The 20,901-nt window shown below is 37.5% G+C and carries 18 protein-coding genes and 1 other RNA gene; 7 read left to right on the top strand and 12 right to left on the bottom strand.

Translation table 11 applies throughout. The features are described from left to right. Nucleotides 1-68 precede the first annotated feature (68 nt). The 3 genes from KGF34_RS00265 to metE all read right to left on the bottom strand — a co-directional run bounded on the left by KGF34_RS00265 (nt 69) and on the right by metE (nt 4,467). A complete protein-coding gene (locus tag KGF34_RS00265) occupies nt 69-1,397 on the bottom strand; it encodes an IS30 family transposase (RefSeq protein ID WP_252559398.1) in 1,329 nt (442 codons plus the stop codon). A 132-nt stretch (nt 1,398-1,529) separates the two neighbouring features. Then, entirely contained in the window at nt 1,530-2,126 is a 597-nt protein-coding gene (gene spoIIR, locus KGF34_RS00260; RefSeq protein WP_252559395.1) for a stage II sporulation protein R, read from the bottom strand. A 64-nt stretch (nt 2,127-2,190) separates the two neighbouring features. Continuing rightward, complete coding sequence (gene metE / locus KGF34_RS00255; protein ID WP_252559392.1) at nt 2,191-4,467, bottom strand: 5-methyltetrahydropteroyltriglutamate--homocysteine S-methyltransferase; 2,277 nt, start codon at nt 4,465-4,467, stop codon at nt 2,191-2,193. A 226-nt stretch (nt 4,468-4,693) separates the two neighbouring features. Here metE and KGF34_RS00250 point away from each other — a divergent pair, with 226 nt between their 5' ends. Continuing rightward, nucleotides 4,694-5,386: a YoaK family protein gene (locus tag KGF34_RS00250; protein ID WP_186935122.1), complete on the top strand. Its 693-nt coding sequence runs from the start codon at nt 4,694-4,696 to the stop codon at nt 5,384-5,386. A gap of 182 nt (nt 5,387-5,568) precedes the next feature. Further along, complete coding sequence (locus KGF34_RS00245) at nt 5,569-5,805, top strand: hypothetical protein (protein ID WP_186935123.1); 237 nt, start codon at nt 5,569-5,571, stop codon at nt 5,803-5,805. Nucleotides 5,806-5,943: 138 nt separating this feature from the next. On the opposite strand, the gene ispE is transcribed toward KGF34_RS00245, so the two are convergent. The 7 genes from ispE to KGF34_RS00210 form a co-directional block, all read right to left on the bottom strand. Next, a complete protein-coding gene (ispE, locus tag KGF34_RS00240; protein WP_186935124.1) occupies nt 5,944-6,813 on the bottom strand; it encodes a 4-(cytidine 5'-diphospho)-2-C-methyl-D-erythritol kinase in 870 nt (289 codons plus the stop codon). Next, nucleotides 6,803-7,981: an aminotransferase class I/II-fold pyridoxal phosphate-dependent enzyme gene (locus tag KGF34_RS00235; protein ID WP_252560188.1), complete on the bottom strand. Its 1,179-nt coding sequence runs from the start codon at nt 7,979-7,981 to the stop codon at nt 6,803-6,805. Before KGF34_RS00235 ends, ispE begins: the two co-directional genes overlap by 11 nt. Beyond that, nucleotides 7,981-8,460: an Lrp/AsnC family transcriptional regulator gene (locus KGF34_RS00230; RefSeq protein WP_022235051.1), complete on the bottom strand. Its 480-nt coding sequence runs from the start codon at nt 8,458-8,460 to the stop codon at nt 7,981-7,983. The genes KGF34_RS00235 and KGF34_RS00230 overlap by 1 nt, the downstream gene beginning before the upstream one ends. 57 nt (nt 8,461-8,517) lie before the next feature. Then, nucleotides 8,518-9,000, bottom strand: a complete 483-nt coding sequence (locus KGF34_RS00225) for a hypothetical protein (protein ID WP_195410557.1) — start codon at nt 8,998-9,000, stop codon at nt 8,518-8,520. Nucleotides 9,001-9,024: 24 nt separating this feature from the next. After that, on the bottom strand, nt 9,025-10,932 hold the full coding sequence (locus KGF34_RS00220; RefSeq protein WP_252559389.1) for an NAD(+) synthase: 1,908 nt from the start codon (nt 10,930-10,932) through the stop codon (nt 9,025-9,027). A gap of 87 nt (nt 10,933-11,019) precedes the next feature. After that, nucleotides 11,020-12,186, bottom strand: coding sequence for an O-antigen ligase family protein (locus KGF34_RS00215; RefSeq protein WP_252559387.1), 1,167 nt, complete (start codon nt 12,184-12,186; stop codon nt 11,020-11,022). 331 nt (nt 12,187-12,517) lie between these two features. Further along, on the bottom strand, nt 12,518-13,198 hold the full coding sequence (locus tag KGF34_RS00210; RefSeq protein ID WP_022235047.1) for a sugar transferase: 681 nt from the start codon (nt 13,196-13,198) through the stop codon (nt 12,518-12,520). A gap of 507 nt (nt 13,199-13,705) precedes the next feature. On the opposite strand from KGF34_RS00210, the gene KGF34_RS00205 reads away from it, so the two are divergent. The 4 genes from KGF34_RS00205 (at nt 13,706) to KGF34_RS00190 (ending at nt 17,072) form a co-directional block, all read left to right on the top strand. Further along, on the top strand, nt 13,706-14,005 hold the full coding sequence (locus KGF34_RS00205; RefSeq protein WP_022235046.1) for a DUF1292 domain-containing protein: 300 nt from the start codon (nt 13,706-13,708) through the stop codon (nt 14,003-14,005). Nucleotides 14,006-14,049: 44 nt separating this feature from the next. Next, nucleotides 14,050-14,239: non-coding RNA, 6S RNA (gene ssrS, locus KGF34_RS00200), on the top strand. 118 nt (nt 14,240-14,357) lie between these two features. Beyond that, the gene (locus KGF34_RS00195; RefSeq protein WP_022235045.1) at nt 14,358-15,320 is read left to right on the top strand and encodes an NAD(P)H-dependent glycerol-3-phosphate dehydrogenase; all 963 of its coding nucleotides are present in this window, start codon (nt 14,358-14,360) and stop codon (nt 15,318-15,320) included. 15 nt (nt 15,321-15,335) lie between these two features. Further along, nucleotides 15,336-17,072 carry a glycosyltransferase family 39 protein gene (locus KGF34_RS00190; protein ID WP_252559386.1) on the top strand — a complete coding sequence of 579 codons (1,737 nt, stop codon included), beginning with the start codon at nt 15,336-15,338 and terminating at the stop codon, nt 17,070-17,072. Between the two features lie 105 nt (nt 17,073-17,177). Here the strand turns inward: KGF34_RS00190 and fucO are convergent, their stop codons facing one another. Next, nucleotides 17,178-18,323, bottom strand: coding sequence for a lactaldehyde reductase (gene fucO, locus KGF34_RS00185; RefSeq protein WP_195410553.1), 1,146 nt, complete (start codon nt 18,321-18,323; stop codon nt 17,178-17,180). Nucleotides 18,324-18,497: 174 nt separating this feature from the next. Between fucO and KGF34_RS00180 the strand changes: the two genes are divergently transcribed. Next, on the top strand, nt 18,498-19,040 hold the full coding sequence (locus KGF34_RS00180; RefSeq protein ID WP_022235042.1) for a TIGR01440 family protein: 543 nt from the start codon (nt 18,498-18,500) through the stop codon (nt 19,038-19,040). Between the two features lie 558 nt (nt 19,041-19,598). Here KGF34_RS00180 and KGF34_RS00175 read toward each other — a convergent pair. Then, complete coding sequence (locus tag KGF34_RS00175) at nt 19,599-19,916, bottom strand: nucleoside triphosphate pyrophosphohydrolase (RefSeq protein WP_022233941.1); 318 nt, start codon at nt 19,914-19,916, stop codon at nt 19,599-19,601. Nucleotides 19,917-20,901 lie beyond the last annotated feature (985 nt).

Genomic DNA, 20,901 nt, shown 5'->3' with positions numbered 1-20,901 from the left:
TGTCAAAGTGAACGCAACCTGCCTTAGCTTAAAAATATGTTGCGGTCACCATCTGCAATTGTTTAAAGTTACCGTTTCAGCAGTGCCGGTGTTAAGTTCACTTCGTCTGCCGGTACGGTATGTAATCCCATCAGCCCCATCAACCGAAGTATGCTCTTGTCGGTGGTGGCTTCATAAGGGGATTTGTTGCCGAGAGATTCTCGGCGAATACTGTTAATATTGTTGGCAAGAAGGAGCATATCTTCCTGCGTGTATGGATTTAACGTCTTGTCCTTTGGCAGAACGTAACGGATAAATTCGTGGTTCTTCTCAATCTGTGGCTTTTGCCAGGATGCCTGAGGGTCACAGTAAAAGACCTTGGTTCTCTTCTTACCATCCTCGGTAGTTTCTAAATCTCTTGTATGCTTGAACTCGCTGCCGTTATCGGTGAGAATTACAGGAAAGACTTTGCGGAATTCTTCAAGTCCTAAAAGGCCTGTCAGCATATCAAATTGTTCCACTACGGTATCGGCTTTGCCGTCACGCATAAGAAACATCAGCATCATATTGGTGTTACAGAAATGCAGTGTCAAAAGGCGTTTCCCTTGTTCACGACATCCCTTTACTGTATCCATTTGAATTATGGGTGTATCGGGATGTTTTTCCATATATTTCAGGTAATCATCATAGCCTCGGTTTTTTCGGAATTCTTGGTTCAAAAAGCCTTCGGACACTTCTTTTTTCTTCCGTCTTGGCTTGTATGCCACCTTTCGTCTGAGGTCAATGTTTCCTACGCTTAAAACACCTTGGTCGATGTAACGGTAAAGAGTTCTTTGTGAAATACCAAGTTCATCGCCGTGTTCCGACCATATATGTGTCAGTGGTTGCCCTTTCAAAATTAACGGTGAAACCAATTTATCAAGTTTTTCAAGGTCTTCACCACGGGTTTGTATCTTGCTTCTGGAGTTGGAATATCTCCGCTTTGCCATTGCATCTGCTTGCTGAGCATTGTAGTAAGCTCTATCTGCTTTGCATTTTCTTCTCCGCACACAAACATTGCAAACATACGGCGGTTTGGAAAGTACAACGCAAGGGGTATTGTTGTATCTTGTGCAAAGTTCTCTGCAATCGTATTCACGGCAAGTCACACACCGCCTTGAGCATCCATCCTTTCCGCATAATCCTTTGGTTTTGCACTCTCCTGCATAGTGACAATCCTTTCCACAATGATGCTCTCCCGGTGCAATTGTTCTATTTGCTCGGATTTCCCTTGAAACACATTCCGTTGTTTTTCCTATCTTTTTTGCTATCTTTCCTAAACTTAATTTTTGGTAAATTCCACATTCAATAACTATCCTTTCAGACAATGATAAACGACTCATATTTTCCTGCTTTCCGCAGACAGTAACCGTTTTCATTTTACCATACTCTTTTGTCAAGGTGAACCCGTGGTATTTCTCTTTTTTTCCTCAAAAATCCGAACTTCACTTTGGCAATTTAGGTAAATTATATTACTATGATACCATAACAGGTGTGTCATTTAAAGGACATTACTCAAAAAAAGAAACTATTTTTTCAAATATCTCCACAACCTTAAACTTATATTGATAATCATTTCCTTTAACGATTTCCTGCTGATTTTCCGAAAAAGTTTTTTCCACCTTTTCATCCGTATCGACCGCAGATGATATACAAATTGACGGATACATTACACACCACCAATTATGCCCTTTACCGTCACCCACAGTAATTCTCAATGCATCATATATACCCGCAGGCATTGTATAATTATCATAATATCTTGTATTAAAATACATTTTTACAACTTGAGCGTTTACCTTATAATCATATCCGTTTTCATAAACAACATTTTGTGCAACGGTTTGCAAAGTTTTTAAATTTTCTCTTGCAATGTTCTCTGCCTCATCACTGTCTGCGGCTTTATCAAAAAGCATATCGGTATATTCAAGCAAAGCGTCACGCACTTTCAGCTTTAATGCCTGATCCTCCGCACTGTCGGAATTTGCAAGAATATGCAGTCTGAACACTTCTTCGGAAATCTGTTCACACTCTGCCTGAAACGGTATTACAGAATAAATGACGGTAAGTACAAATGCAATACAAAGTGATTTTATAAGTAATTTCATAAAAATAACCTGCCCTCTCTTTTTAAGGAGTATGGACAGGTTACTTTTAAAATATTCATCTGAATTATAAATTATTTTCTTCCCTGATTTCTTTTGTTGCTTTTACAAGATTTTTCAGACTTTGTACAGTTTCTTCATTACCTCTTGTTTTTAAACCGCAATCGGGGTTAATCCACAATTTATTATAAGATACCTTGGAAAGCATTTTATTTATCGCCGATTTAATCTCCTCAACTGTAGGGATTCTCGGCGAATGTATGTCATATACACCCGGGCCAACCTCTGTACGGAATTTCTTTGCTTTGAGTACATCAAGAAGTGTAAGGTCAGAACGGCTTGCCTCGAAAGTAATAACATCGGCATCCATATTGTCAATATCCTCAATAATATCGGCAAATTCGCTGTAACACATATGAGTATGAATTTGAGTTTCAGATTTTACGCCGCTGTGTACAAGACGGAATGCTTTAATAGCCCAGTCAAGATATTCCTTGTTCCAATCGCATTTACGCAACGGTAATTTTTCTCTTAAAGCAGCTTCGTCAATCTGAATAATCTTAATTCCGCTTGCCTCAAGATCCAAAACTTCCTCACGAATTGCAAGAGCTATCTGGTATGCACTTTCTTTTAAAGAAATATCCTCTCTCGGAAAAGACCAGTTTAATATTGTAACAGGGCCTGTAAGCATACCCTTAACAGGCTTTTCTGTAAGACTTTGAGCATAAGTTGACCATTTAACAGTCATTGGTTTTGCTCTTGAAATATCACCCCATACAACAGGAGGTTTAACACATCTTGTACCGTATGACTGTACCCAGGCTTTCTCGGTAAAGATATATCCGTCAAGGCATTCACCGAAATACTCTACCATATCATTTCTTTCAAATTCACCGTGAACAAGTACATCAAGACCAATGTTTTCCTGAAGCTCAATACACTCCGCAATTTTTGACTTCATAAACTTTTCATAATCGGTTTCGGAAATATTTGCTTTTTTGTATGACGCTCTTGTCTGACGAACATCGGAAGTCTGCGGGAAGGAACCTATGGTAGTTGTAGGTAAAAGCGGTAATTTAAACTCTTCTTTCTGTATTTTTTCACGCTCCGAAAATACAGGCAATCTTGTAAAATCTTTTTCCGATAAAGCGTTTACCTTTTCTTTTACATTTGTATTGCAGCCGCTTCTTTCTTCGGAAAACAGTTTGATGTTTGCTGTATATTCAGGTAAATTGCAATAATCCTCGGTTTCGATAATTTTTTTGATTTCATTTAATTCAACCAGCTTTTCGCTTGCATATGAAAAATGTTTTTTATATGTATCCGAAAGCTTAACTTCATTTTTAAGTGTATACGGAACATGAAGTAACGAACACGAAGTATTGATTACAGTATTAATTGATTTATTCTGTAAACTCTTTAATAACTCCACTGTCTTTTTATAGTTATTTTTCCAAATGTTTTTACCGTTTACCACACCTGCAAAAAGCACTTTGTCACACGGAAAACCGTTTTTCTCAATAAGTTCGTGTGTTTTTTTACCCTCAATAAAATCAAGACCTATTCCGTCAAAATCAAGAGCGCATATTTCTTTGTAGCAATCTCTTACATCGCCAAAATAAGTTTGCAAGCGGATTTTAAGACCGTTTTTATTCTCAAGAATCTTGATGTACAATGAATTAAAGAACTCTATGTCCTCTCTGCTCATATCTTTTACAAGACAAGGTTCGTCAAGCTGCAGCCATTCTGCGCCGAGAGTTACAAACTTACTGATAATCTGAATGTATGCATCTGTAATGTTGCCGAAAAAGTTTTCTTTGGTCTTTGTGCCGATATATCTTGCAAGCTCAAGGAAAGTATACGGACCGATTATTACAGGAGTAGTTTTTACTCCGTTATCCAATGCCTCGGTAAAAAGTTCAAAAGGTTTGTTATCGGATAATTTCAAAACCGTATTATCGTCAATTTCAGGTACCATATAATGATAGTTTGTATTAAACCATTTCTTCATTGCAAGAGCTTTAACATCTCCCTTTTCTCCCTGATAACCTCTTGCAGCCGCAAAATATTCGTCAAGCGGAGATAAACCGAGGTTTTTGTATCTGTCGGGAACAACATTCAAAAGAAAAGCCGTGTCGAGCATTCCGTCATAAAAAGAAAAATCGTTTGAGGGAATAAAATCAAGCCCGCTGTTCTTTTGTTCTGTAAGGTTTTCTGTTCTTAACTTTTTTGCTGTATCGAAAAGCTCTGACTGTGCAATTTCATTTCTAAAATATTTTTCACTCGCAAATTTAAGTTCACGAAGTTTACCTATTCTCGGATAACCGATTATCGAAGTTTTCATATTTATTTACAAATCCTTTCAAAGAAGTCTGTAAATATTATACAGCTAAAGTAAAAAAAGTGTTAATACTAAAAAAATAGCGTTAGATATAGTTTTAAACTATATCTAACGCTGCTTTTATAAATTATACGATTAACTTAATTTTCTGTTTTATAATCCATATACTTGCATTTTTAACAAAAAAGGCTATAATACATATTGGAAAAATTTTTAGGAGAAATAGATTATGAAAAAGTTAAGAGGACAGATTTCGGAATCACGCCGACTTGCAATATTGCTTGCGGTATCGGGCGGATTTATGGACGCCTATACTTACACTTTTCGCGGTGAAGTATTTGCAAATGCACAGACGGGCAACATAATTTTGCTTGCAATCAATTTATCGGAAGGAAATTTTGAGAAAATGTTGCAGTACCTTTTTCCGGTAATTGCCTTTGCGTTCGGAATAATTCTTGCGGAGGTAGTGCACCGCTTTTGCACGATTGACAATATCCTGCATTGGCGACAATACACCGTCTTGCTTGAATGTATTATTTTATTCTCTGTAGGATTTATATCCCAAGAATACAATATGATTGCGAACTCGCTTGTTTCATTCGCCTGCGGTATACAGGTTGAAAGTTTCAGAAAAGTAAAGGGCAATGCTTCGGCAACCACAATGTGCATCGGCAACCTGCGTTCAGGTACACAAAATTTATTTAATTTTATTTTTAATAAAGATAAAGAATGTCTTAGAAAATCGCTTATATACTACGGAGTTATATTCTTCTTTGCTTTCGGAGCGGTTATTGAAAATGTTATAATCGGATTTTGTAAACAATATACAATCTGGTGCAGCTGCATATTGCTTTTTGCAGGTTTTCTTCTTATGTTTTTGCAAGCCGAAGAAGAGGATAAACAGACTTGTAAGTTAAAATAGATTTTTGGGTTGTATTTTAAATGTTGGGATAATATTAATAAATTATGGTTTAGCTGATTGCTTTATCAAGCAATTATAAAAGTTTGGTCGACCTTTTCAAAGGTCGTGGGTGTGGGCAAAGCCCACAAATACTTTCAGTTTATGCAATTTAACGATAGCCAAACAGCTTGCTGTTTGGCGGCTTGAACAAACAGGCGAAAGCCTTTGCGAGAGCAACAAAAGGAAATAAACATCATTTTCATAGTCAACGCAATGCGTTGACTATGTTTTTAGCATTTCTGTTTATAATGGCTGTCGCCTGTTTTAACATACTTAATTTTAGCACGCAAACTGCGTGGCTGTTTGCGCCTGATAAATTGTTATATCGGAAGATTTTATGGGCGCTGCCCAAACCCGCAATTTTTGAAAAAATTGAGTAAACTTTTTTGTTTTTGGGAGGATAATTTAGCGTTAGCTAAATTTCAATGCCCGACTGACACTCCGCTAAACCATAATTTACCCCAACTTTTGATAAAAAACAACAAAAATTAAGACAAAATAAAATAGCCTGATAATAATCAGACTATTTTGCAGCCTTCCTTTGTCGGATGGCAAAGGAAAACTTTATCATATTTTTCTTTTAATGCGTCAACGCACTTTTTAGCCTTGCGTTCGGAATTATAGACTGCAAAAACAGCCGAACCCGAACCCGACATACTTGCTCCAAGTGCTTTGCGCTTGTACATAATTCTTTTAATATCATTCACTTCTTCAAGCTTTAATGCAAGCTCAAAATCATTGAATAAAGTAGATGTAATTCTGAACATATCACGGCTGAAAAGTGACTTTATCATTTCATCTGTATAAGGTGGGTGCGGATTTAACGCATCCACTTTTTTATATGCCTCGGCCGTGGAAACACTTATATTATCAGGTTTGCAGATAACAATATGCGATGCCAAAAAATTAGGCATTTTTTGAAGTTTTGTACCGATTCCCGTAGCATACTTTGTGCCGCCCACAAGGCAGAACGGAACATCCGCTCCTATTTTTTCAGCAATTTCGTGCAATTCATCGGGCTTTAAAAATGCGTCAAACATCTTATTAAGTCCCATAAGAACAGCCGCACCGTCTGTACTTCCTCCTGCAAGTCCCGCTTGAGTAGGAATAACCTTATCAATATTTATATGTACGCCCTGTCCTTCGTTACGGGTAGCAATAAAAAATCTTTCCGCCGCTTTGTAACAAATATTTTTTTCATCACAAGGGACGCCCTCATAATTACATGAAACGGTAATCTGACCGCTGTCATTATCGGTAACGGTAATTGTGTCATATAAATCAACACTTTGCATTATCGACAAAATATTGTGATAGCCGTCAGGTCGTTTGCCAGTGACATCAAGCGTAAGATTGATTTTTGCAGGTGCAAGAACCTTAATTTCCATTTTTCTGCTCCTCTATAAAGTCCCTGATACGCTGTAAAGCGGTTTTAAGATGGTTTAATGAATAAGAATAAGAAACTCTTACAAAACCCTCGCCGCATTCGCCAAAGGCTGTTCCCGGAACCACTGCGACATGCTTGTCCATAATAAGCTTTGTACAGAAGTCCTCTGAAGTCATACCTGTGCTCTTAATACAAGGAAATACATAAAATGCACCGTAAGGCTCAAAACAAGTAAGTCCCATTGCGTTGAATGAATCAACCACAAGGCGGCGGCGCATATCATATTCATTGCGCATATTTACAACATCAGGATCTCCGTTGCGCAAAGCCTCAATAGCCGCATACTGTGCGGTTGTAGGCGCTGACATAATGCCATACTGATGCAGTTTTGTCATTTGTGCAATAATCGGAACAGGACCTAAAGCGTAACCAAGTCGCCAGCCTGTCATTGCATAAGACTTTGAAAAGCCGTTAATAACAACAGTACGCTCATACATTCCGTCAATAGCGGCAATAGAAATGTGGTTCTTTCCGCCGTATGTAAGCTCGCAGTAAATTTCATCCGAAAGCACAAACAAATCGTGCTTTTTAATTACCTCTGCAATAGCCTCAAGGTCAGCTTTCTCCATAATAGCGCCTGTTGGGTTATTAGGAAACGGCAAAACAACGAGCTTAGTTTTATCGGTAATTGCCTTTTCGAGGTCATCAGCTTTAAGTCTGAACTCATCTTCGGCCTTTGTATTAATTATAACTGCCTTACCGCCTGCCATATGAGTAAGCGGTTCGTAACAAACAAAAGACGGCTCGGGAATAATTACCTCGTCACCCTCTGAAACAAGACATCTGAAAGCAAGGTCAATAGCCTCACTGCCGCCAACGGTAACAAGCACCTGAGTTTTGCCCTCATATGATATATTAAAGCGTCTTGCATAATAATTGGCAATTTCTTCTCTAAGCTGTGCGAAACCACGGTTCGGTGAATACCATGTCTTGCCGTTTTTAAGAGAATTTATACCCTCTTCACGGATATGCCACGGTGTCTGAAAATCAGGTTCACCGATACTCAAAGAGATAACATCGTCCATTTCGCTTGCAATATCAAAAAATTTACGAATACCCGACGGTTTTATTTCTTGTATAGAATTATTTAAAAATTTTGAATAGTCAATCACAGAATTAAACTCCTCTCATCCGACCCTTCAAAATCGATGAGATTCATTCCGCTGTCTTTGTAGCGACGCATAATGAAATGTGTGCCTGTTGAAAGCACTCCGTCGATTGTGGAGAGTTTTTTAGATACAAACATTGCGATATCCTGCATAGATTCGCCCTTAACTATCAGCGCAAAATCATATGTACCCGCCATAAGATACACAGAATCCACCTCGTCAAATGCCATACACATTTTCGCCATTTCGTCAAAGCCTGCATCCTTTTTAGGAGTAACCTTAAGCTCAATAAGTGCCTCAACATAGTTTTCCTTGGTATTCTCCCAGTTTACAACTGCCTGGTAGCCTTTGATAATGCCCTGAGTTTCGTATTCCTTTATTTGAGCCTTGATATAATCTTCCGGCTCACCGAGCATTGTCGCTATCTCGGCTGTGGTAAAGCCTGAGTTTGTACTTAAAAGCTGTAGTAATCTATCCATAATAAATCCTCCCCTGTGAATTTATACTTTCCTCGACAAAAATCGGGTACTTAATAATTATACCGCCTGTCTGACGGGATTGTCAACTGTATTGAGCATATTTATACAAACCGCAACAGATATTGATAACAGTTCATTTGACGGCGAATACACATCGAGTTCATAACTTTCCGTACTCGAAAATACTCTCTTTTGCACTGCAATAACCGTATTGTCAACATCCTGTACGGAAAAACTTTTTTGCGCTATATTTCCGCAAATTTTCCAATTTACACCGGAGCAAATACAAACAAGTTCATTGCGGTTTACGCCCATTAAAATGCGCATTTTTTTACCGCCTGCGTTTATATTGCAGGCAATAATGTTTGACACCGACAAGCATCTTATCTTAACAAAAATTTCGTCAGCACTGTGAATAATAATTTTTCGGCTTCGTTTGCTTTTTGAAAATTCCGCAAGATATTTTTCTATGCCCGTTTCGTCATAAATTTCAAAAGCGCCAAAATCCGCACAAACATCTCTTTTAATAAAATATTTCACAAAAAGCCCCCTTGAATTTCAGATTTACTGATTTTCAAGCTCATCAAGCCAAATTCTTACGCTTGCGTCACTTGGCATTCTCCAGTCCGAACGAGGAGAAAGCGTTACTGAGCCTACCTTTGGGCCGTCAGGCAAACAACTGCGCTTAAACTGTTGAGAGAAAAATCTCTTTAAAAATGTAACAAGCCATTTTTTTATTGTATCGTTATTGTACTTTCCCGCAAAGGAATGCTTTGCAAGATAATATATTTTTGACGGAGTAAATCCAAAACGCACAAAGTAATAAAGGAAAAAGTCGTGCAATTCATAAGGACCGACCACATCTTCGGTTTTCTGTGCGATTTCTCCGTTTTTATCAGGCGGCAAAAGCTCCGGACTTACAGGTGTATCGAGCACATCAAGCAAAACCGTTTTTAATTCTCCGTCACTGATTTCAGCCTCGTACGCTGTAAGGTAACGGACGAGTGTTTTAGGAATAGAAACATTCACCGCATACATACTCATATGGTCGCCGTTGTAGGTTGCCCAACCAAGCGCAAGTTCCGACAAATCGCCCGTACCGATTACAAGACCGCCGTACTTATTTGAAAGGTTCATCAGAATTTTAGTACGCTCTCTCGCCTGCGAATTTTCATAGGTAATGTCTGTTACACTTTCATCGTGCTTAATATCTATAAAATGCTGTCTTACCGCTGCGGTAATATTAATTTCTTCAAAAGAAACATTATAAGCCTCTGCAAGTTTTTCGGCATTTGATTTGGTACGCTTTGTTGTACCGAAACAAGGCATTGTTACAGTGTGAATATTTTTTCTGTCAATACCGAGCATATCAAAAGCGTGAACGCAAACAATAAGTGCAAGTGTACTGTCAAGACCGCCCGAAAGTCCGAGCACAACATTCTTAATTCCTGTATGAGCAAGTCTGGTTGCAAGTCCTGTTGCCTGCATTGTTATAATTTCCTTGCATCTTCTGCTAAGGTCATCTTTTGCCGACGGTACAAACGGAGTCTGCTCAAATTTTCTTGAGAGCTTTGTATCGGTAAGCGGCATATCGAAATAAATTCTTCTGACATTTTCATTGTCGTAGCAGAATGTACTCATTCTTCTGCGCTCGCCCATAAGTTTTTGAACATCAATATCCGCATAAGTAATGCCTGTCGTAAAGCGCTCGCTTTCGCTCAACAAAGATGCGTTCTCACATATTATATTCTGTGCAGAATAAACTGTGTCTGTTGTGCTTTCCCCAAATCCTGAATCGGTATAAATGTATGCACAGCAAAGTTTGCCGCTCTGCATTCTCACAAGCGAGCGTCTGTATTCTGCTTTGCCGATGGTATCATCGGAGGTTGACGGATTGCAAATAACCGTTGCTCCCGATTTTGCAAGAGCTATTGACGGAGATTCCGCTACCCATAAATCTTCGCAAACCTCCACACCAATGGTAAAATCGGGCATATTTTTATTTTGGAACAAAACTTTATCGGTCAAAACAGTTTTCCGGCCTGCATACTCAATTTCAAAATCCGTATTTTTTCCGCTTGTGTAATGTCTTGCCTCGTAAAATTCTGAATAATTCGGAATATTTGCCTTTGGCACAAGAGCGAGTAATTTGCCCTTAAAAATAACTGCCGCACAGTTGTAAAGAGCCTCCCTGAAAGCAACCGGAACGCCCACAACGGATATAATATCAAGATTTTTGGTTTCTTCAATTATTCTGTAAACCGAGCTTTCTGCTGTTTTAAGAAGAGTTTGCTGTAAAAACAAATCGCTGCAAGTATAGCCGGTTATACATAATTCGGGAAAATTCACAAGTGCGGCACCCTCAATATTTGCCTCTTTTATTTGCGCAATTATTGCGTCGGTATTCTTTTTACAATCAGATACTCTGATAATAGGTGTAGCCGCCGCAACCTTTACAAATCCGTATTTCATTTATATCAATTCCTTTTCAGAAAAATAAAAACCGCAGGTAAACATACCTACGGTTATTATAGCCTAAAAATTGTAATTATACAAGTATCAAAGCAGACTTCTGTGGAGTCTTTTTTGATGAAAAAGATAGCGTGTTTCAAGCATCGGTTCAAACTTAGCTATGTAACAGCTTGTGTAACCCATTATCAGCCAGAACCACATTACCATAAACGATATATCGTAAAGCAGTGCCTTTTCAAATAACGCATAGAAAAGATATGCGCTTAAAAATGCGAACATACACGGATAAGCGTCATTTTTAAAGGTCTTTTTTTGCAGGAATAAATGTTGTGCGGCGTGTTTTGCAAAGCGGAAACCGAATATACCGAAAATAACAAATCCGAGCACACCTGTAGATACAAGTATAGTTAAAAATCCGTTGTGCAAATCATTGTTATGGTAAGTATATTTTAAAGTACCGTTTGCATATTCCTGACTGTAGAACACGATGTTTCCGTTACTTATTCCAAAGACAGGCGATATTTTGAACAAATCTAAAGATTCTCTATACAGCTTAAAACGACCGCTGTCAATATTGGAATTTTCGTGTTCAAATGTTATCGGCCCTTTGTCGGACGGCGCAGCGGTTTTATTATTGTCGGAATCATTTTGCTTTGGCTGTTCATCGGTATCCGACTGCTCTTTTTCTGTAATTTCATCAAGTAAAGAATAAGTCTTTGCCGTAACAACAGCAAACCCCTGCTGACAGATTTCCCTGAACATAAGTGAAGAACCCACAAGAAAAGTTCCTACAAGTACAAGCGCCACTATTCTCATCGTGACTTTTGCGGGAGAAAGTCCGTCTTTTGCAGCAAAAAACTGATATACAATATAAACTATCATATATGCAAGAATAAGTACCATAGACGCATTTGAATCGCAAAGCAAAAGCGAAAACAAGCTTGTACACACACAGGCAACTATCCATATTTTGCTGACTTTCCTTTGATTAACCACATTTTGAAAATCAGGTTTACACAGAATATGACAGCAAAAAATTGCTACACAGGAAACAAAACCAAGCAAATTAGGATTTATGTAAATACCCGTAAATCTGTTTTCGTATATTGTAAACTTAATCCAGTACCATTCAAACCTTATGTTAAACATAAGGCAGAAAATACCGATGAAGTTTGCAATTGTAGTAATATACACAATACCTCTTGCCACGGTATAAAGCTCGTTTTTGAAATCAAAATCAGGTTCTGTGTGCATACCGTAAAATATAAAAAAGCATATCAGTATATGTAAAAACATTAACGCACTGTAGAAAATAGTATAAGTAAAGTTTAACAGCATGGTTAAAAGAGAAACCGCAAGGAATCCCCACACCCACAAGCCAAAGCGCAGTTTAAAAAATGTATTGTTTGTTTTTTGCTTATAATAGGTAAGCCATATGCCCCAGCAAAACAAAAATGCTACAAGAATATATGCAGGAATTTGTAAAAATGATACATTACAAAAAAACAGAGTAAAAATATAAACCTTTCTGTAACAAGAAAAGCTCTTTATTTTTTTCTTTAGCTCTTTCATTATACACCCCCTGTTACCTAAGTACCTCTTTAACTGTTTTAAACATAAGTTTTATGTCGGACAAAAAGCCGAAATTTTCAAGATACATAAGATTATACTTCATTTTTTCGGGTAAAATAGTTTCAACATAAACCTTATCCGCATCTTCGACATTTTGTAAAAGTTTTTCCTCGTCTTTATACATAATAGAAGCAAGCGAGGTTATTCCCGCAGGCATAAGCAAGGTTGCATTGTATTCGTCTTTGTACATATCCACATACTTCTGTACTTCCGGACGAGTACCAACAAAGGTCATTGAGCCTGCAAGTACATTAAAAATCTGTGGGAGTTCGTCAAGACGATATTTTCTTAAGATTCTGCCCACCTTAGTTACTCTGGCATCTCCGCTTGTTGTTACAAGTGTGCCGATACGGTCGGCATTTTGCACCATAGTACGAAATTTAAAAATCTTAAATACCCTGCCATAAGAAGTAACTCTCTCCTGCCTGTAAAAAACGGGGCCTTTCGAGGTTGCTTTAACTATTACGGCAATAACCGCAATCGGTATTATAAGAATAACCAGAATAATAAGGGAGAAGATAATATCCGTAATCCTTTTTAATACAAGAGAAAAAGACTTTTTGGCAATAATATCGTAATAATGCTTTACCTCATCATTTTGAAACTTAGGAGGTAATTTTTCAAAAGCTCTCATAGTTCCACCCTTCATTAGAGCAATTTTGCCGTAAAATTAAAATATCGCTTATATAAGCACAATAATCTGTTTAAAGACAGTATTATTTAGCATTATATATCTTTTGAAAAGTTTTTTCAAGCGTAATTATAGCTATGATAATACAAATAAGTTTGATTTTAACTGAACACTTTTTACATACAGTAAAAATCGACGACTGAGAAGTCGCCGGTTTTTAGGTAATTTTATGGAGTAATTAAGCACATTGAAAGGAAGTTATTGTCTAATATATATATAATATATCATACTCATTGTAATTTATCAATACTTTTATCAATATTTATGTAAAAAAAATATATATTTTAATTAAATACGAATAATGCTTGACTAATCGCTTAAAAAATTGTAAAATAATCTTGAACAATTAAAACAGCAATGGGTAATTATTTTTTATAATTCTTTTTAATTTGGTTTTATAATATAAATGCTGTTTTTATTTGCTAAGTGCAAACGAAAGGATATATTTTTATGGATAACGAATTTAATGTAGATCTTATTACTTTAATCAGTGATGAGGGCGAAGAAATAGAATTTGAAATTCTTGATATTATTGAAAATGAAGAAGGTAAGTTCTATGTACTCTTCCCTTACTATGAGAACCCGGCAGACGCTGTAAACGATCCCGGCGAATACTATATTATGGAAGTATTTGAAAAAGACGGTGAAGAAGAGCTTGCCGAAATCGAAGACGATGAAAAGCTCGACAGAATCGCTGCTATTTTTGAAGAAAACTATTACAATGATGACGAGGAAGACGAAGAAGAGTAATTTTTCTCTTTCTGTCATATAATATCAGTAATGGCAATTTGACAAATTCCCTGCCTGATGCGTGAATGATTTTAAAATAACCCTACAACTCTTAAATCGGGAGCCCGGCTCTTTAATCGGTGTGCAGACCTCCCGCTTTGGCGGAAGAAGGAAGCCTAATGTTTAAAGGAGAGCACCCACCTGCTTTCTCGTAGGCAGGTTATTATAAAAATCATACGGTCAGGCGGGGTTATTTTGTTTTTTATTTAATATTATTACATATCAAAAGCAGACTTTGCCTGCATTTGTGCCGATAAGGCCTTTTGCGGGCTGCGTTTATATTATTAAAAAAATAAATTTCAGGTGATTATAAATGAATATTTCTGTTTTGGGTTGCGGTCGCTGGGGCAGCTGCATTGCCTGGTATCTTGATAAGATAGGCAACAATGTAATTTCCTGCGGACTTGCCGACGCTCCCGAATTTATACAGTTAAGTACAACACATAAAAACGACTACCTTACTTTTCCCGAATCAATAGAGGTTACTTCTGACCTTGCAAAGGCGGTCAATCACGCAGAAGTAATTGTTATTTCTATTTCATCTCAACATTTGCGTTCATATATGCAGAGCATCGCTCAAAACAATCTTGACGGCAAAACCATTGTGCTTTGTATGAAAGGTGTTGAGGCAGCAACGGGTCAAAGACTCAGCCAAGTTGTCGGCGACTTTGTTGACGAAGAAAAAACACCTATTGCCGTATGGGTAGGCCCGGGACATCCGCAGGATTATGTAAAGGGTATTCCAAACTGTATGGTAATCGACAGCAAAAATCACGAAATAAAAGAAAAGCTTGTAAACAGTTTTTCAAGCTCACTCATAAGATTTTATGTCGGCACAGACCTTATCGGAAGCGAAATCGGTGCAGCCGCTAAAAATGTTATCGGCATTGCCGCAGGTATGCTTGACGGCTTTGGCTATGCGTCATTAAAAGGTGCGCTTATGGCAAGAGGCACACGAGAGATTGCAAGACTTATAAAAGCTCTCGGCGGCAATGAAATGAGCGCCTACGGACTTTGTCATCTCGGCGACTATGAGGCAACTTTATTCTCAAAATGGAGTCATAACCGCAGTTACGGTGAAAATTATGTAAAGGGTATTAAATTTGAAAAACTTGCCGAGGGTGTTATGACATCAAAAGCATTGTGCAAACTCGGCAAAGAAAATAATGTTGAGCTTCCGATTGTCGAAAGCGTTTACAGCGTTTTGTTTGACAATGTAGACCCTAAAGACGCACTCGGAAAGCTCTTTATGCGCTCTGTAAAAAAAGAATTTTAACAGGAAGGTGCAAAAATGAGCAATAACCCAACTAATCAAGAAAAAAACAAAGAGCCTAAGCAAAAGGCTCAAACCACGGTTAAAACTGCTGTTGCAAAGCATTGCCTTACCGAAAGCATAGCGGTGAATATAATATGCGGACTGCTGTTTTTAGTTTTTGGCTACATTGCAATAATGAGTATATTTCAGACCTGCGTTATTGACCCTGCAAACTACAGCTCCGAAGTTATTTTGTTTCAAGACGATTTATTTGTAATAAATATATTCTGCCTTGTGATATTTACAGCTTTGCTTTTTAAGATTAATAAGCATACCGCATTTTTCGCCAAAGTAAATATGAAATTTATGGAGGCAGGCTTGTTTGCTTTTTCTGCAATCATCGGACTTGTATGGATATTCTCTGTACAATCAATTCCTGCGGCAGACAGTTACAATATTTACGAAACCGCCTCTCAAACGGCACAAGGCAATTATGCATTTTTACATAACGGTTCCGATTTTTATAACAAGGATTTCTACAGCGGATTTTCATACTACAATTGTTATCCGTTCCAACTCGGCTTTGTGCTTATAAGCGAAATCGTTTACAGAATTTTCGGTACAGACAGCACAATGCCTCTACAAGTTATAAATGTACTTTGCGTTGCGGCGGCATATCTTGGCATTGCAAAAATCACAAAGCAGATTTTCGGCAGAAACAAAATTGAATTTATAGTAATTCTTGCACTTGCCGGTTGTATTCAGCCTGTACTTTTCTGCACATTCGTATACGGCAACATAATCGGTATGTGCTGTGCAATATGGGCGTCACACTTCCTAATCAAATATTTCCAAACCGATAAATATCTTGTGCTTATCCCTTGCGGAGTTCTGCTCGTTGTATCGGCACTTGCAAAGTACAACAACTTAATTTACCTTGTTGCCTTTGTAATTATGCTTATCATTCACACTGTAAAGGCTAAAAAATGGCAGAGTATCGCATTTGCACTTGCTCTCTGTATTGCCGTTGTCGGTACAAGTAATCTTGTAATCAAAAGCTACGCATCAAGAGCAAACACCGAACTTAAGGGCGGTGTTTCACAGGTACTTTATCTTGATATGGGACTTAACGAATCCTATATGGCTCCCGGTTGGTACAACAATATCGCACTAAGTCTTTATACAAGCAACAATTGTGATATTGATGCCGCAGAATCGCAAGCATGGTCAGATATTAACAGCCGTCTTAATAAAATGAAAAACGATTCCGAATATGCAATTAATTTCTTTGGCAACAAAATTTTAAGTCAGTGGAATGAACCGTCATACGAAAGCATTTGGGTAAGCAAGGTTAAAGGACACGATGTTGATGTACAGGAGGGTCTTGGCAAGGCTGTTTATGACGGCAGTACAGGACAGTTCCTTGAATTGTACTTTAACTTCTATATGATGGCAGTGTTTATACTCTTTACACTCGGCATTTACTTTATGTTCCTGTATAAAAAGACAAACATTTCTACGGTATTGCTGCCGCTTGTATTGCTCGGAGGATTCGGCTATCACTTGCTTTTCGAAGGAAAATCGCAGTATATACTGACATACATTGTTCTTCTTCTCCCCTATGCCGCATATGCGCTCTGCACAATTCTTGAAAGCGAATATACAGGCATAAAGAAAGTAGTAAACAGCTTAAAAGAAATCCCCGACAAACAACCGAAAGGCTTTAAAGATACCAAACTTTACGGCAAAATCTTCAAAAGAAAATCTAAATAATACGAAAAAATGCAGTCGGTTTTGACTGCATTTTTTGTTATACAAAAAGCCTGCGAAAATCGCAGGCTTTCAATGTTGTATAAATATTCTGTTACCGAATTATAATTACATAAGACTCTTATAAAGTTCGGCAATTTCTTCTACGCTGGTATCTCTTGGGTTGCCGGGACGGCAAGCATCATCATATGCCGACTGTGCAAGGAACGGTACATCTTCAGGTTTGACAATTTCTTTTAAATCCGCAGGAATACCTACATCTTGAGAAAGTTTTTTAACTGCGTCAACTGCTGCCTTGCGGTATTCGTCAACAGTCATATTCTCTGTACCATCTACACCCATTGCGGCGGCAATGTATTTGTACTTATCACCTGTGGCAGGAGCGTTATACTCCATAACTGTCGGAAGAATAATGGCATTTGCAACACCGTGCGGTGTGTCGTACAAAGCGCCGAGCGGATGAGCCATTGAGTGAACTATACCAAGTCCGACATTTGAGAATCCCATACCTGCAACATACTGACCGAGAGCCATTCCCTCTCTGCCCTCCGGTGTGTTATCTACTGCGCCACGCAAAGACTTTGAAATAATTTCAATTGCCTTTAAATGGAACATATCGGAAAGTGCCCATGCACCCTTTGTTATGTAGCCCTCAATTGCGTGCGTAAGTGCGTCCATACCTGTTGCGGCGGTAAGACCTTTTGGCATAGTTGACATCATATCAGGGTCAACTACTGCAACTACAGGAATATCGTGAACATCTACGCATACCATTTTTCTGTTCTTTTCAACATCTGTAATTACATAGTTAATTGTAACTTCAGCGGCTGTACCTGCCGTTGTCGGAACTGCGATAATCGGCACTGCTTTGTTCTTTGTGGGTGCAACACCCTCAAGCGAGCGAACATCCGCAAATTCGGGATTATTAATAATTATGCCGACTGCCTTTGCCGTATCCATTGAAGAACCGCCGCCGATTGCAACAATACAATCTGCTCCGCTCTCTTTAAATACTTCAACACCGTGCTGAACATTCTGTATGGTAGGATTAGGTTTGATATCTGAATATAAAGTATATTCAATGCCCGCATTTTCAAGCACATCCGTAACTTTTTTTGTAACTCCGAATTTTACAAGGTCGGGGTCAGACGCTACAAGCACCTTCTTAAAACCTCTTCCCCTAATTTCTTCGGGTATAGAATTGATTGCACCTGCACCGTGATAAGAAGTTTCGTTTAATACAAATCTATTCATATATTTTTCATCCTTTGCTAAAAAATTTTTGTAGCTTTATTATATAACATATTTACTAAAAAATCAAGATTGTTATATAAATTCTATTATTTTTATCTTAAAAAGCTAATAGACTTGTACTTTATAAAAATAATGCTATAATAAGTATAGATGATAATTTAGGAGTTGATATATATGTCAGTTGATATTTATTCTCAAGCAAAACAGGCTTGCGAAGAGCTTTGTAATGTTGCCAAACTTAAGGAAGGCAGTATAGTTGTAGTCGGCTGTTCTTCAAGTGAAGTTGCCGGAGGAACTATCGGCAAAAACTCTAATCTTGAGGTTGCCGAGCAGGTTTTCAAGGGTATTTATGAAGTGCTTAGCGAAAAGAAAATCTATCTTGCCGCTCAATGCTGCGAACATCTGAACCGTGCAGTCATTGTAGAGCGTGATGCCGTTCCGTATGCGGAAATTGTAAATGTTGTTCCGCAACCAAAGGCAGGCGGTTCTTTTGCCACAACAGCATATAAAACATTTAAAAATCCTGTTGCTCTTGAAGAAATCAAGGCTGACGCAGGACTTGACATTGGCGGTACATTAATAGGTATGCACCTTAAAAAAGTAGCTGTTCCCGTAAGACTGAGCCTTGACCATATCGGCAACGCTATTTTACTTGCCGCAAGAACCAGACCGAAATTTATCGGCGGCTGCAGAGCGGTTTATGATGAAAATATGTAAATAATAACAAACAAAAAAGGCTCAATAATAAATGTTGGGGTAACAATAATAAATTATTGTTTAGTGCACAGTTTAGCCAAGCAATTATAAAAGTTTGGTCGACCTTTTCAAAGGTCGTGGGTGTGGGCAAAGCCCACAAATACTTTCCGTTTATGCAATCTAACGATAGCCAAACAGCTCGCTGTTTGGCGGCTTGAACACAACGGCGTTAGCCTTTAAAAGTGCGATAGCAACAAGAAAGCCATTCGATATATAATGAAAAGTTAATCATTTCTTTTATAAAAGGCTGTCGCCTGTTTTTCAAACTATGTGCAAGCACGCAAACAGCGTGGCTGTTTGCGCCTGATAAATTGTTATATCGGAAGATTTTTATGGGCGCTGCCCAAACCCGCAATTTTTGAAAAAATTGAGTAAACTTTTTTGTTTTTGGGAGGATAATTTAGCGTTAGCTAAATTTCAATGCCCGACCGACACTCCGCTAAACCATAATTTACCCCAACTTTTGACAAAGAACCACAAAAAAATAAGCACGATGCGTTTAATGCACCGTGCTTTTGTTTACCACTCAGTAACTTCTTTAATAAATATTTTATCTTTATATCTTCCGTTTTTATTAGCCTTGGCAAGTCTTAATCTGTCAAGTTCACCGTCTGTCATACCTCTTGCATTGGCAATGGCATAAACAACTTCAAGAATATCGGCAAGCGCCTCGGTATTTTTATCAATCTGATACTCTGTACACTCCTCTGAAAGCTTTAATTCAAGCATTTCAAGGTATCTTTCGTCAGAAAGAATTTCGGTTTCACACATCTGACCGTTTTCTTCAATGATCTTCGGAATTTTATCTCTCACAAGTTTATTATACTTCTTAATCATATACCACACCTCTTATCCGTTGAAAATCATATTAATATGTAATTATTATACACAACAGCAACAAAAAAGTCAATAAAAGGAGTATTTTGCAATACCCCAACTATTTAATTATACCACAATGCAAAATGCACTTCAATAGATTTTGATAAAATAAAAATATAAATATTTTTAATATTTATATTGACAACAGTTGATTTATTCTGTATAATATAGACAAAGAAAAGGAACAAAAGGAGGTTTCTAATATGAAAGTAAAAGTCCATTACATAAGACATATCAGAGATTTCATGCGGAGCCTTCCCCCAAACAAACAATAACCTGATACATTAGAAAAGGTTATAATATCTCGTTTGTTTGTCGGGCAGCTGATAATTTCAATGTTATTAAACATATTATTAATTTAAATCAGACAAGGTTTCCGATTACTACCAATCAAACAATTGCATTCAAAGCGTACGAATACAAAAAAGAACTTCATATTTTTTATATAGATTGTCTGCGAAAGTAGTTGTTAGGTTATTATTCGTAAAAATGAGCTTTAAAGTAATCACAATTCTAAGGTAATCAGGTTTATCCGAGATTATGATTACAACTTAATATAATTTAAAATTTTGTTAATGGTGGTCGTACCAATGTACAGATAAAATTTATCTAATAAAAATCTAAAGATTGGAGATAAGACCGATGTACGAGGAAGTTTATATTTAGATATACTATAGTATAGGAGATAATTCCGATGTAAACTTTAACGATTTCTAAATTATACATAATTGGAGATGAGTCCGAAATTTAGTTTATAAAAAGCCGATAACATAAGTATTGTTACCGGGTAATGATGATAATAAATTAAAATTTCAATAAAACAATACCTACCGACAGAGAATACTCTGTCGGTAGATTTTTGTTTTGCGGCTTTATTAAGTTGCGTAAACTATTTAGGCTCTATAATAAATGTTGGGGTAACAAATAGATCCTACAAAAATAA

Source organism: Ruminococcus sp. FMBCY1 (assembly GCF_023921805.1).
Lineage (GTDB): Bacteria > Bacillota > Clostridia > Oscillospirales > Acutalibacteraceae > Ruminococcoides > Ruminococcoides intestinale_A.
Note: the sequence above shows the minus strand (reverse complement) of the source record. Positions and strands in the feature narration are given on the sequence as shown.